This is a genomic window from Paenibacillus paludis, assembly GCF_042610515.1.
Lineage (GTDB): Bacteria > Bacillota > Bacilli > Paenibacillales > Paenibacillaceae > Paenibacillus_AQ.
Map to the genome: position 1 here is coordinate 140,994 of NZ_JBGJZP010000005.1, position 14,005 is coordinate 154,998.

At 50.8% G+C, this 14,005-nt stretch carries 13 protein-coding genes; 1 reads left to right on the forward strand and 12 read right to left on the reverse strand.

Annotated features, from left to right (window positions below):
- Positions 1–354: 354 nt before the first annotated feature.
- From ACAN56_RS11505 to ACAN56_RS11560, 12 genes are all read right to left on the reverse strand, one after another.
- Positions 355–1,338: a phosphotransferase enzyme family protein gene (locus ACAN56_RS11505; protein ID WP_379142856.1), complete on the reverse strand. Its 984-nt coding sequence runs from the start codon at positions 1,336–1,338 to the stop codon at positions 355–357.
- A 287-nt stretch (positions 1,339–1,625) separates the two neighbouring features.
- Positions 1,626–2,762: a carboxynorspermidine decarboxylase gene (gene nspC, locus ACAN56_RS11510; RefSeq protein ID WP_379143227.1), complete on the reverse strand. Its 1,137-nt coding sequence runs from the start codon at positions 2,760–2,762 to the stop codon at positions 1,626–1,628.
- 20 nt (positions 2,763–2,782) lie between these two features.
- The gene (locus ACAN56_RS11515; RefSeq protein WP_038589426.1) at positions 2,783–3,982 is read right to left on the reverse strand and encodes a saccharopine dehydrogenase family protein; all 1,200 of its coding nucleotides are present in this window, start codon (positions 3,980–3,982) and stop codon (positions 2,783–2,785) included.
- Between the two features lie 373 nt (positions 3,983–4,355).
- Positions 4,356–5,744 (reverse strand): DUF5808 domain-containing protein, encoded by a 1,389-nt coding sequence (locus tag ACAN56_RS11520; protein WP_038589424.1) that lies wholly within the window; start codon positions 5,742–5,744, stop codon positions 4,356–4,358.
- 12 nt (positions 5,745–5,756) lie between these two features.
- Positions 5,757–6,152, reverse strand: a complete 396-nt coding sequence (locus tag ACAN56_RS11525) for a GntR family transcriptional regulator (RefSeq protein WP_038589421.1) — start codon at positions 6,150–6,152, stop codon at positions 5,757–5,759.
- 214 nt (positions 6,153–6,366) lie between these two features.
- Positions 6,367–7,128, reverse strand: coding sequence for an alpha/beta hydrolase (locus ACAN56_RS11530; RefSeq protein ID WP_379142859.1), 762 nt, complete (start codon positions 7,126–7,128; stop codon positions 6,367–6,369).
- Positions 7,129–7,152: 24 nt separating this feature from the next.
- Entirely contained in the window at positions 7,153–8,133 is a 981-nt protein-coding gene (locus ACAN56_RS11535; RefSeq protein WP_379143229.1) for a FecCD family ABC transporter permease, read from the reverse strand.
- 59 nt (positions 8,134–8,192) lie between these two features.
- Positions 8,193–9,161 (reverse strand): FecCD family ABC transporter permease, encoded by a 969-nt coding sequence (locus ACAN56_RS11540; RefSeq protein ID WP_379143231.1) that lies wholly within the window; start codon positions 9,159–9,161, stop codon positions 8,193–8,195.
- Between the two features lie 68 nt (positions 9,162–9,229).
- Positions 9,230–10,255 carry an ABC transporter substrate-binding protein gene (locus tag ACAN56_RS11545; protein ID WP_379142861.1) on the reverse strand — a complete coding sequence of 342 codons (1,026 nt, stop codon included), beginning with the start codon at positions 10,253–10,255 and terminating at the stop codon, positions 9,230–9,232.
- Between the two features lie 123 nt (positions 10,256–10,378).
- Positions 10,379–12,046: an AraC family transcriptional regulator gene (locus ACAN56_RS11550; RefSeq protein WP_379142863.1), complete on the reverse strand. Its 1,668-nt coding sequence runs from the start codon at positions 12,044–12,046 to the stop codon at positions 10,379–10,381.
- Between the two features lie 171 nt (positions 12,047–12,217).
- Positions 12,218–12,424 (reverse strand): hypothetical protein, encoded by a 207-nt coding sequence (locus ACAN56_RS11555; protein ID WP_038589412.1) that lies wholly within the window; start codon positions 12,422–12,424, stop codon positions 12,218–12,220.
- A gap of 19 nt (positions 12,425–12,443) precedes the next feature.
- Positions 12,444–13,025 (reverse strand): ATP-dependent Clp protease proteolytic subunit, encoded by a 582-nt coding sequence (locus ACAN56_RS11560; protein ID WP_038589409.1) that lies wholly within the window; start codon positions 13,023–13,025, stop codon positions 12,444–12,446.
- A gap of 186 nt (positions 13,026–13,211) precedes the next feature.
- Between ACAN56_RS11560 and ACAN56_RS11565 the strand changes: the two genes are divergently transcribed.
- Positions 13,212–13,955, forward strand: coding sequence for a sigma-70 family RNA polymerase sigma factor (locus ACAN56_RS11565; protein ID WP_379143233.1), 744 nt, complete (start codon positions 13,212–13,214; stop codon positions 13,953–13,955).
- The last annotated feature ends 50 nt before the right edge of the window (positions 13,956–14,005 follow it).

The window sequence follows — 14,005 nt, forward strand, 5'->3', positions numbered from 1 at the left end:
TCCTCTTCAAAACCTTTGCGGGAATTTCTCCCGCTAATTCGAGCCATTCCACTCAATCGGGCCATTTGGTTAAATAAGGCGGGAGAAATTCCCGTTAGTTACTCAGATTCCGGTAGTATCATCTATTTAGCGGGCGCAATTCCCGTTACGAATTTCTGAGTTGTCCGGCGGGACGGCAACAAGTTACTTACCGCTCAAGACTGGCAGTAGCATCCATTAACATCCGTCATCATCCATCAACATCCATTAGCATCCATTAAAATCCATTAATATCTATTAGCATCCATTAACATCCATTAACATCCGTCATCATCCATCAACATACGTCACACTGCTCACATTGCACTGCACGCTTTAGGTTAACCGCTCTCCAAACCGTGCAGATCTGGTCACCAGGGAATGGTGCAGCCTGCCTCTCAGCCCCGTGAGCCATTCCGGCTCATGCTCCCATTGTTCAGCGGTGGACCTCAGAACTCTGGCATACCCGTACAAATCGGCGAACCGTCTGCACGCCGCCATAGAGGGTCCGTCATCGGGAAGACTAAACTGGCTGCGGTACCCTTCCATAAAGCGTTCTTTCTTTAGTCCAAACTCTTCAGGATCAATCTCCTCTACCAGGCTGTCCAGCGACTGCTCGATATCCATAGCATACCAGTGATACATGCAGTCATCAAAATCTATCGCGCTGATGGTGTCACTAGCTTCATCATAAAACACATTGTCCAGTTCAAAGTCATAATGGATCAGCCCGTAATTGGCTGGTGTAACCGGGAGCTTGCTGAAATACTCGGCAAGCTCCCGAGCTTCCGCCACAGCCGCCGTTTCCTGCGGAAACGCCTTCAACACATCCACGGTCCAGTCCAGCACATCGCGGTACGACCCTCTCTTGATTTGTACAGGGCTATACGTGCTGGACAGCTGATGCAGCTTGCCCAAGGCCTCGCCATACCTGAACATGACATGATCGCTTAAGCCGGTATCCTGCAGCTGAACTCCGGGTACACGCTTGAAGACAGAAGCATAATACTCTCCCCAGGGAGTCCTCGCTTCTACCAGTTCCTTTCCTTCCAGGGAGGGAACGGCCTCCAGCACGCCATATCCGCAGTCCTTCAGGTAGGAGATGAACTCCAGCTCAGCCAGCAAGTTCTCTATAAGCTTCTCCGACTGCGGGGCAAACCGCAGGAATTGACCGTTCGCGGCACTTCTGAACGGATATATCGCATTGGAGGAGATTCGATAGTACTGGAACAAATGCAGCGACTCCGGATCATATGTCCAGTTCCCCAGCAGCATCTCCGCTAAACTTTCATTCGAGAATAAATATTTTAACTTCAGCATGCGTTGCAGCAGCTCCTTTTCAGTTCACAATTGGATTAAGTAATCAATTCCTCTTCACCGTCAATGTAATAGTAGATGGATTAGCCCGGCGTTTCATGCCGATCACTCCTTTCACGTTCAAGCTAGCTGGCTTCATGCCTCGATGTTACGCGAGTACTATGCTTAAGAGCAATAGATAAAACAGCTTTAACCATTCAGTACTTCCGCTTCCCCCGTTAACCGCAACCAAAAAAAGGCGCCCCTTCACCCATAAACACAGGTGGCGGAACGCCTCGCTATTATAATTATTAAGACAATCTGTTGCTAAAATCGCTATATTCAAATTCTCTGATCACCTTAAGGCCCTCTTCTTCGTTATACGAAGCAATGGCCGGCAGGTTCACACCGTTGAACATATGATTCTTCACCATGGAGTAATGCGCCATGTCGAGGAAGACAAGCTTGTCGCCGTATTTCAGCGGCTCCGGGAATGAATAGTCCCCGATCACATCTCCTGCCAGGCAGGTCATGCCGCCGAGTCTGTACGTATAGGCATGTTCGCCCGGCTCTCCGGCGCCGATAATGTTCGGACGGTACGGCATCGCCAGCACATCCGGCATATGGCATTCGGCCGAAGTATCCAGAATGGCAATATCCATTCCGTTATGCATCGTGTCCAGAACGGTAGCCACCAGGTATCCGGTATTGAGGGCAACCGCCTCACCGGGCTCCAGATAGATCTCGACATTATAGGTTTCCTTCATATGCAGGATGCAGCTGATCAGCTTCTCCAGATCATAATCGGGACGGGTAATATGATGGCCGCCGCCGAAATTCAGCCATTTCATGCCATGCAGGTACTGTCCGAATTTCTCTTCCACGACCTTAAGCGTACGCTCCAGCGTATCCGAGTTCTGCTCGCACATCGTATGGAAATGCAGGCCATCGATACCCTCAAGCTCATCGGGCCGGAAGTTCGGCAAAGTTACGCCCATCCGGGAAAAGTTGAAGCATGGATCATAAAGCGGCACTTCAATCTCGGAATATTCCGGATTGACACGGATGCCGCAGCTGATTCTCTTCGGAGCATTCTGCACCCGGTCCTTGAACCGGCTCCACTGATCAAACGAGTTGAACACTATGTGGTCGGTATAACCGAGCAGCTCATCGAACTCGCGGTCCATATAAGCAGGCGCGTAGACATGCACCTCTTTGCCCATTTCCTCGAAGCCCAGACGGGCTTCGAACAAGGAGCTGGAGGTCACGCCATGCAGGTACTGTCCGACAAGCGGGTACAGGGCATGCATGGAGAAGCCTTTTTGCGCAAGCAGAATTTTCGCACCACTACGTTCTTGCACGTAGTTCAGTGTCTCGAGGTTCTTCTTCAGCAGCCGTTCATCCACAAGGTAAGCGGGTGAAGGCAGCGAGCTGATATCGATATCTATATCCTTCATTACGTTACGCCCTAATCCAGCAGCGTTGGCGAGAAATCTTCTTGCCAAGGCAGCCCGTGTTTGTTCAGTGCATCCATGAATGGATCCGGATCAAATTCTTCTACGTTGTAGACGCCCGGTTTCTTCCAGATGCCTTTTATAATCAGCATAGCCCCGATCATTGCTGGAACGCCGGTGGTGTAGGAAATGGCTTGGGAGCCAACCTCTCTGTAGCATTCCTCATGATCGCAGACATTGTACACATAGTAAGTTTTTGGCTGGCCGTCTTTAGTGCCTTGAATGATGCAGCCAATGTTGGTTTTGCCTTTGGTTCTTGGTCCCAGGGATGCCGGGTCAGGCAGAATCGCCTTCAGGAACTGCAAAGGAATAATTTCTTTACCTTCATAAAGGATCGGCTCAATGGAAGTCATGCCCACATTCTCAAGCACCTTCAGGTGAGTGAGATAGTTCTGCGAGAAGGTCATCCAGAAACGGATTTTCTTCACACCCTTGATGTTGGCAGCCAGGGATTCCAGTTCTTCATGATACAGCAGGTAAATATCCTTCGGACCGATCTCCGGGAGATCGTAGACTTTTTTCTCGGACAGCGGTGCAGTTTCAATCCACTCGCCATTCTCAAAGTAACGTCCGTTAGCCGTAATTTCGCGGATATTGATTTCAGGATTGAAGTTGGTGGCAAACGGATAACCGTGGTCGCCCGCGTTGGCATCAACAATATCAATCGTATGGATTTCGTCAAAATAATGCTTCTGCGCATAAGCCGTGAACACACCAGTTACACCAGGGTCAAAGCCGCTGCCGAGCAGCGCGGTAATTCCGGCTTTCTCGAATCTTTCTTTGTACGCCCACTGCCAGGAATACTCGAATTTAGCAGTATCCTGTGGTTCATAGTTGGCGGTATCCACATAATGCACTCCCGTTGCCAGACAAGCATCCATAATGGTCAGGTCCTGATATGGGAGAGCGACATTAATAACGACATCCGGCTTGAAGCTCTTGATCAGTTCAATGACCTCGTCCGTGTTATCTGCATCGAGCTGAGCAGTAGAAATCTTCGTCTGGCCTCCGGCCAATTTATCTTTCAGAGCATCACATTTCGCAAGGGTTCTGCTCGCGATACAGATCTCTTCAAATACATCCGGGTTCTGACAGCATTTATGCACAACAACACTTGCTACGCCGCCAGCGCCAATAATTAACGCTTTTCCCAAAATTAACAACCTCCCAAAAAAAGTTTTGTCAGCGTTGCTTCAGAAGAATAGCTTTATACAAAACTTGCTTCGGAAGCATGGGCTATTCCATATGAAAAATCAACAAGGCTGATTATACAGAATACTTTTGAATAAATCAATAAAAAACGACAAAAACTGATGCCTTTTCTGTAAAATCTACGGGTTTCCTTATTAATACTCTGTAATTCATAGTAATACATGAGAATGCTCTGTTTTTCTCGGCTTCTTCTCATAATTGCGCCAAAGAAGCAGAAGCTATATTGAACAGATACCCGTATACAAGGCCAACCGGACTATTGTATCACAGCAGGGGTCTGCTTCATACGATTTATTTTAAAATCAATGAATTTCCTCACCTCCCTTGCAGCTCCGCAAAAATCTGCCGGGTCTCGGATGCCTCCTTATGGTTATAAACCACATAGAGGTTAGGCAATCTGATTACAATGTACGGAGGGGATTGTTTATAGAGGTATAGCTTGCTTTTGCCGAAATCATCCAGCTTAAAGTTTCCTATAGCCACTTTGTCCGTGCCAATACCGTTAGTCCTTCTGCCGCCTTCCGGCAATTGATCCACCAGCTTCAGTTCAAGAACATCCTCTAGTGCAAAGCTGTAGTTGTACATCGGAAATTGAATCTTAACAGTTCCGCTGTCGCCGATCTTCATTACAGGTGTAGAGAACTCTGCCTGGACACTGATCCATCCGGTCCCGATGATTACTACCGCCACAAACACAAAAAGGCCGTAATATATATATTTACCCGTTTTTGTCCCTATATTAATCGTAGTGCCAATTCCAATCCGCTTCGGCACCATAATGGAACGGTCATTAGGGTTATTATAGGTTGTCCCGTTCATCCAATACTCATCATCATCCGTGTATAAAATCTCCTGTTCCCCCGCAAGCGCCACCGCCTCAAGTTTCTTTAAGCTATTATGTACATATACAATGCCCAGTATCGGTACAATCGAAAAACTCAACATGCCTAGGCTCCATATAAGTCCTGCAGTGCCTTCGTTCAGGGTTTCGGCATAGGCAGTGATTGCTGCGGTACAGCTGCCAACCAAAGCAATCCCAAACCACAGGCGGGACCAGCGGCGGCGGGCGGTCTTGTTAAGCAGGATATTGATCTCGCTGTTCACGGTATATACCCTTGGTTTCATTCTGTAAAAGGAAGCCGATATGATGAAGAGGAGCAGGGTCATTCCCAGCGCAGTACCTCCCGCAGCATGTACAATGTACGAGGCATCCCCAGAAACCTTGAATCCAAAAGGAAGGAGTGCAATTAGCGCCGGAACAAGGTACAAGAACAGAGAGAGTTTTGCCTCTTTGCTGTGCAGAGCATTAGATAGTCTGGTGTCCATACGCATGATCCGCTTCTCCCCGACGAACCATTCATTTTTCCGTTTCAGTTCAGCAATTGACCGGTGCGTCCGGACAAAAGGGATTCGGAGCAGGGCCATCATCAAGGCTGCCCATAGGAACAGGTAGATGACTGCTAAAGAAACGTAGGCATGTACCAGCAGCATAGGCAACAGCATCAGCAGGGTGAGTGCACCGTACCTTTTGTACATTGTCCTGCACAAATTCTGCAGCCTCTGCAGTTCCTCGTTGTGCAACGCATGAGCAGGCAGGCTGACCCCAAACCACAGGATGCCATTCGGCTTGCTTGAGCTCCAGTACATCGTAAAGGTGACAGCGAAGATGAACAAAGCGATTCCCATCAGAAACACAGTAATCATTGGATACCTCCCCTATTCCGTCAGCGTGCCTGGTTTAAATGCCACCGTTGAGAAAATCCCTGTGCATAGCTGCATGAACTCCTCCCGCCCGACTCCCTTCAGACTTGCTTCAGAGATGACCAGACGAAGCTCATTTTCCAGTTTGGCTTTGAATTCAGGCTGTCCGTTTCCGCTTGGCGAGACGGTCGCCCCATGCCTGCGGTCTATGGAAATGAAACCTTCATTCTTCAGAATGGCGTAAGCCTTGTTTACGGTCATAGCATTTACACCAAGGTCTGCGGCCATCTGCCTGACCGTCGGCAATTTCTCGCCGCATTCCAGTCCGCCGCTGCCAATACCGATCACTATCTCATTGCGCAGCTGGACATAGATGGGAAGTTCGCTTTTGAAATCTAGAGTTATAATCATATAAGCTCTCCGTTTCGGTTTATTTGTATTACATATAGTAATACAAATAATACTTAGTGTCAAAGCAGACAACCTCGGTCTCCTCCCCTCGAAGAGTCCCTAGTTGATCCTCTCTTCATATCAACTAAAAATGGAGTCTCCCTCTAGCCGCCAGCGCGGTTTTCGGAAGACTCCCTTATATGATTGCTCCGCCATTGATTCACTCGCCAGAGGATCAGACTCTGCTGCCCCCGGCATACTCTGCTCCAAACAGCCAGTGCAGGGCATGCGGAAGCTGCTGGCTGAAAAACACACTGTCATGTGTTCCTATAGGGTTGGTCTCAAAACGCAATGTCTCGTCGCTGAAGCCCTGCTCCAGCAGCAGCTCATGCGCGAGGCGCGACTGCGGGACCATTTGCTTTTGCAAGTTTGTCTTGTACAGTCCCTCCAGCTCTCCGACATACATATAGATCCGCTGTTCCGGCATCGTCCTGCTCTGTCCCCGTATGTAATTCAAGATACCTTCATACCAGAACGATGCGGAGATCAGCCCGATCCTGCCAAACACATCAGGATAAAGGTAAGATCCATAAAGCGAGATCAGTCCCCCGAAGGAGCAGCCAAGCAGGCCCGTATGCTCTGTTCCTGGCAAAGTATGATAGCTGCTGTCTACATACGGCTTGATCCTCCCGACAAGTTCCTTCAAATATTCTCCGCCGCCACCGCCAAAATCCGGTCTGTCCGGCATCAGGGCCGGCGACGGCCATGGAGTGTATTCATGATTCCGGTCATGCGGGGTAATGCCGACAAAAATCAGTTCCGGCAGCGCTTTGGTTATAAACAAGTGCTCCAGGTAATTCAGCGAATGCTCCATCACTTCGCCATCATCCTGCAGATAAACAACCGGAAACCGTCTGCCCTCTTCCCCATAGGACATCGGAGTATAGAGAGTCAGCCTGCGGCCGCCAATCTCTTCCTGTCTATAGGTTCCTTCCATGATGTTAACCTCCTTCAAGCGCACCTATTTCGTGCGTGTCTTGAACAAAAGAAAAATGAAATACGGCACACCGATGATAGAGATGACAATGCCTACCGGCAGTTGAGCCGGAGCGAACACCGTTTTGCCGATAAAATCACCGATAACCACCATCAGCATCCCAATCATGCCGCATAAGGGGACGATATACTTATAGCTGTTGCCGATCAGTCTTCTGGCGATATGCGGTGCGATCAGGCCAACAAACCCGATGCTGCCGGACACGGAGATACAGGCGCTGACCAGACCGACACAGCAGAGCAGCAGGATCTGCCTTTCTCTGCCTATAGCGACACCTAATCCCTTTACACTGACTTCATGCAGCTGCATTAAATCAAGAACAGCTGCGCGTCTCCAGATCACTGGAATTAATATCACCAGCCAGGGCAGGGTCGAAAGCACCTGTCTCCAGTTCGCGCTGTACACACTGCCAGCCAGCCAGACGGCGGCCATCTCAAAGTTTTGCGGGTCCATTTTGAGTGAGACAAACAGGGTAATTGCCCCAAAGCCGGATGCAAGCGCGATGCCCACAAGAATCAGCTGCTGCGGATTAAACTCACCGTTCTGCCTGGCGAAGATATAGAGCAGAATGACGGCAACCAGCCCGCCCACAAATCCGAACATCGGCATGGACAGGACCGCAAACCAGTCCGGGGTCTTCATCGTCCCTGCTGCAAAGAACATGTACAATACGACAAAAGCTCCTGCAGCAGCATGAATACCGAGAATTCCGGGATCCGCAAGAGAGTTGCGGGTGATGCCCTGCAGCACAGCACCGGCGATTCCCAGCCCGAATCCGACAAGTGCGCCAAGTACAATGCGCGGCAGACGAAAATCAAAGATAACGAGGTCATGATCTGCGGCGGGATTAATCCGCAGTAAAGTGCGAAGCACATCCTTCGCTGAAAGGTCGAAGGTTCCGTTGGTCAGGCTAATGTACATGAAACACAGCGTGAGTGCACACATGATCAGAAACAAGGACCAGAAAGCAAGCCGCTTTGGTTTCGGTGAAAGATAGGACTTGCTCAAGTCTGGCCACCCCCTCTTGTCTTAATTAAATAGAGGAAAAAGGGAACCCCAAACAAAGCGGTGACTACACCGATCGGCGTTTCAAACGGAAAATTCACGAACCTGCTGATGAGATCGCATGCAGCCAGGAACAGCGCGCCCAAAAAAGCGGAAAAAGGAATGATCTTGCGGTAGTCCTGACCGATCAGATAACGCGTAATATGCGGGATTATGAGGCCGACAAAGGCTATTTTCCCGGCAATGGCTACTGAGATTCCCGTCAGAATGACGACACTCAGCATCGTCAAGCCTTTTACCACTGTGACCTTAAGGCCGAGGCCTGCAGCGGTCTCATCACCAAGCGAGAGCATCGTCACGGAACGGGCCATCATCAGGCCCAGAGCCAAGCCGACCACGGCAAACGGAATTGCCAGCTTGATTAACGCCGGGTCCATCATATGCAGCCGGGCATTGTACCAGAAGCTGATATTTTGCGAAATTTGAAAATAGGTAGCAAGCGCCTGCGACACCCCTCCAAGAAAGGTGCCGATAATAGTACCCAGGACGGCCAGTGACAAGGGCGAGGCCCCGCCGGGCAGCAGCTTGGCCGTACCGAAGACCAAAGCTGCCCCCAGCATCGAGCCTGCCAGTGAATAGAGAATCATCGTCATGGATGAAGCGCCGGGCAGGAACACCATACATAGCGTAATGGCAAATACAGATCCGTCGCTAATCCCCATAATTGAAGGAGAGGCCAGGTAATTCCGCGTCATCCCCTGCATTAAGGCCCCGGATACGGCCAGGAACGCGCCGATCAGCAGCGCCCCGGCCACCCGCGGAATCCGCGAGGTCCGGATAATCAGATGATCAATATTGTCCCCGTCCAGATGAAACAGCGAATTCCATACCGTGCTATAGCTGATGGATTTAGTGCCATAGAGCACCGACAAGACACCGACGAGTATAATGAGGACGACCCCCAGCATCAGCAGGGAGGTCGTCTTTAGTCCGGCAGATAATTTCATATCATCCCACTCTTTTGTACAATCTCAGATTACTTGTTCAACTGCTCCACTGCAGCCTGCAGGAATTGTATGCGGCTCCATGCCGGTCCGCCTTCGGACAACGGATCAATTACATTGACGAAGGTCTTGTTATTTTTCATCGCATTAATTTTTTGGATAATCGGATTACTTTGCAGGTCTTCCAGCGCTGTTGCAGTCTCGGCATTCTCATCAGCAGCAAATTGGATAAACAGGATATCCGGATTCATTGACGCCAGCTGCTCGACCGAAATGCCTTCCTGTGCTTTCGCTGCTTCTACCTCTGCCGGAACACTCAGGCCAAGATCGTTATACAAGATAGGGTTAACAAACACCGCCGCAGGGAAAATAAACATTTGTCCTGCACGGATACGTACTGCCACTACCTTCTGTTCCTTCAGCTTCTCACCAAGCTCTGCCTTTGCACTTTCCAGTGCTGCCTGATATTTTGCGATTTCCGCCGCAGCCTGCTCCTGCTTGCCAGTCAGCTCTGCCATCAGATTCAGGTTCGCTTCCCAGTTGCTGGCGATATGCGAGACTTGAATAAGCGGAGCGATTTTCTTCAGTTGCTCTACTACTTCAGGCTTGAACTTCGTAGTCCCGAGGATCACATCCGGCTTCAGCTTCAGGATGGTCTCGAAGTTCGGCTCGGTTTTCTCCCCGATCGATTCAGCCTTGTCCGTAATGGCAGCGAAGCGTTCCGGAAATTCACCGCTGAACGTAATTGCGCCGACTGGATGCACATCCAGCACCAGCGCATCCTCCATGGCTTCCATAGCTCCGGTAATAACAATCCGTTCTGCTGATGCGGGTACCGTATATTGCTCCCCTAAATATTCAATCGTGCGCGTGCCTGCTTCAGCTGCTGCCGGTGAGGCTTCTGCCGTTGCCTCTGCCGTAGCCGCCGGAGCTGCTGTTGCGGTTTCCGCAGCATTTGCGGCCCCATTTGCCGGCGTATTGTTGCCGTTGCCTCCGCACGCTGTAAGTACGAGTATAAATAATGCTATCAGTCCTGCTATCCCAAATGATCTTTTCATCTTTCTATAAATCCCCTTCCACTCTGTAAAATGTCCAATCTATATCACAACAAGTGATAATGATTATCATTTTCGATTATAACGAAGGGTCTGCTGCCGTACCATGGACAAAAGGCGGAACATTTATGGACGATTGGCTGCAAGCAGCTGCAGCGTCTGCCGGAGCATCCGCAGCTGCGCATAAGCGGAATGCTCACGCCAGGGATCGGAGCTCATATGATGCACCCGGTGTCTCTGAACCGCAGAAAGCTTCAGCCATAACGGATGATTCTGCAACTTCTGCCACTCGCCCAGCGTATCGTTCTCTCTGCGGATCAGCATGAACAAATGATCTGCCGGCAGAGCCGCAAGCTCTTCTAGTGTAACCGGCACGTTATAAATACCTTCGCCGGACTTAAAGGCCGGCTTTAATTCCAGCTCCCGGTAGAGCATGTCCAGCATGCCGTGATTGCAGTACAAATACAGCTTGCTGCCAAGCATCCGGATCACAGTAACAGATTCATCGCCCATCGCTTTGTGCAGAAGTTCTTTGGCGCTGCGCACCTCACGGTCATACGCTGACAGCCACTGCTCCCCTTGCCAGCTCTCGCCCAGAACCTGTGCCAGTTCCTGAAACTGTCCACGCCAACCACAGCTGCCGCCATGACTATAATAGACTGGAGCTATCTTCTCCAGCGCGGTTTTCTCCTGCTCCTTCAGCTCATCCCGGGCGATGATCAGGTCAGCCGGATGCTGGCTCAGCAGATCAATGTTAGCCTGCCATTCCTGATTGTTGCGGTACGCGCTGATATGCACGGGAATATCCCCGCGGTAGTTCAAATAATAATATTCCGTCCATTTCGGATGCAGCGCTGCCGCGTAGGGAGTCAGGTTCAGCGGCAGCAATTGTCCCAGCACCGCCGGAGTATAAGCAACCAGCTTCCGGTGACGGCTTTTCATATAAACTGCAGGCGGCACACCGATCATCTTTTTGAATTTCCGGCTGAAATAGAACTCATCGGCATACCCCACCCGGTGGGCGATATCCCGCAGCTTCAGTCCACTCTCCGCCATCAGTCGTTTCGCCTGCTGCAGCCGCAGTTCGGCGGCGTATTCCACTGCACTTTTGCCGTATTTCCGCTTAAACAGGTCCACAAAATACTTAGGGCTGAGCTCGGCGGTTTGCGCCAGCTCCTGAGTCGTCAGCGGCTCCGTGAAGTGATCCTCTATGTACTGCTTGGCCTGCTCCAGCGCCCTTCCCGTATCTCTGGGCTTCTGCCGGCAGCTCATACGAATCACATACAGCAGCTCCTGAAAATCTATTTGCGCGCGAAAGCTGATGTTCTGTTGTCCAGCCCCGGATATCCGAAAAACTTCACTGCAGACGGAAGAGATTTGCTTAGCTGGAAAGTGCGGCAGTATGGTATCCGGCGGAAACAGAAGTGCGTCATGGATTGCATGGTCACGAACGTTCTCCGGCTTGCCGTAATGATAGACTTCAAAATAAAAAATATGCATATCCAGGCTGGCGGCCGGTTTGGCCGTTCCGATCGTTTGCTCCGGCAGGCATAGACAGACTGAACCTGCGGACAGCTCCACCTGGCGGTGATCCACATGAATCCGGACTGCTCCGCCTGCCACCAGAATCAGCGCATAGCAGAAATTCAGCTGCTGGGGCAGCCGAACCTCCCCGTCTCCCCTCAGTGCCTGAACCGACAACAGTCTGAAGGACAACTGATCCCAGTCCGGCAGAGTCTCAGCATCCTTTTCAGCGGGAGAAGTTACTTCTGGTTCCATTACTTTTAGGTCCATTGTTATATAACACCACCATTACAGAACTTTTATATTACTCTATTACAAACAAGTATAATTGATAATCGTTCTCAATGGCAATGACGAGAATACTTCATTAGAAGCAAAAAATCCCCGAACCCCTTGTTAGGGGCTTCGGGGATCTTCCGGTTACAGCGGAACATTACGGTCTTACTGCCCGAATCCGACGCGGGGACGCTCCCGCTCCTTCGTTTCCACGGCTACGGCACGGATAGAGCTGATCGGAATGTACAGTACCTGATATTCCGTACGGTATTTCACGAACCGCTCGTCGATCTCTTCCAGAACACCGCCTCTGACACTGGAACCATCCAGAAAATTAACGGTGACCTCTTGCCCTTGCAATGCTGCCAGCATACCCATCCGCTCCATTCGCTTAAAGTTTGGTAATGATTTTGTCAATAATCCCGTATTCCAGCGCCTCTTCGGACGACAGGAAATAATCCCGGTCCATATCCTTTTCGACCTTCTCCACCGGTTGTCCGGTGCGCTCCGCAGTGATCCGCACAACCTTCTCCCGGATCTGCAGAATACGCTTGGCACTGATTGCGATATCACTAGCCTGGCCTTGTGCGCCGCCATGCGGCTGGTGGATCATAATCTCGCTGTTCGGCAGGGCGAACCGTTTGCCTGTAGCCCCGGAGAGCAGCAGCAGCGAAGCGAAAGAAGCCGCAAAACCGGTACAGATCGTATTTATCTGCGGTTTGATTACCTGCATCGTATCATAAATTCCGAACCCTGCGGTAGTTGAGCCGCCCGGGCTGTTAATGAACATCTGAATATCCTTATCCGGCTCATCCGCCGCCAGAAACAACAGCTGGGCAATGATGCTGTTAGCCAGCTGATCGTCAATGGCCGCACCCACGAATACAATCCGGTCTTTCAGCAGCCGGGAATAAATGTCGTAAGAGCGCTCGCCCCTGCTCGTTTGTTCAATCACATAGGGAATAATACTCATTCTTATATACCTCCTGTAATGTGCCTTAACTTTATACCCTGTAAACGGATCATGGCGGGCAAAGGATACGGCACATACAGAATTTTTAAATTTACGGATGATGCGTATCTTTTATGATGAGCTATTCGTTTATATAATAGAGGGAACAAAATAAATGGGATAGCCAGAAGGAGATGCGTAAGCGTGATGACCCTTGAAGAGTACAATACCGTTAACCATACCGGTGAGAAAAGTCTGCAGTCGCTTGGAGCAGTCCTGAACCGCTATTGCCTGACACTTACCCGGTCCAGTCTTGAAGCCGAGGATTTGGCTCAGGAGACCTGGGCCAAGGCGCTGGGATACGGTAAATTTCCGGCCAATCCGAATCCAGAAGCCCTGCTGCTGCGGATCGCCAAAAATACATGGATTGATGCTGCACGGCGACGGGCTTCCCTGAGCCGCGCACTGGAACGCGGGCATTCACAGGCAGAGCCGTTTACGGGCGGAACGATCTCCGAAATTGAAATGGCCTTTCAGGCCCTAATGAAACACCTGTCTCCGCTGCAGCGGACGGCCTTTCTGATGCGGGATGTGCTGGGCTATTCTGCGGATGAAACGGCGGAACAACTGGAAACAACCGAAGGTGCGGTGAAGTCGGCGCTGCACCGGGCACGGCAGGCACTCACAGCCGTTAGAGAGGATCTGTCGGCGGACGGCGGGCCTGCGGTTCCGCTGGATACCGATTACCGGCAACTCTTGTCGGCGCTGGCCGATGCTTATGAGCAGGGTCAAATCCCTGTCATGCTGGAGCTTCTCCGCCAGGAACATTCAGCAGAACTTACGATGGCTGTAAGCACAGGTACCGTGCAGGCGCTGCACTTTGCCAGCAGCAGCCGTTCAACCGCTAGCCGCAGCAGCAGCACTAATGCCGGGCTGCGGATGGCCGCCTAACCCAAGGCTTCAGGTGGGTCAGCTATTTCAATTTATAAAGGAGTGTATTG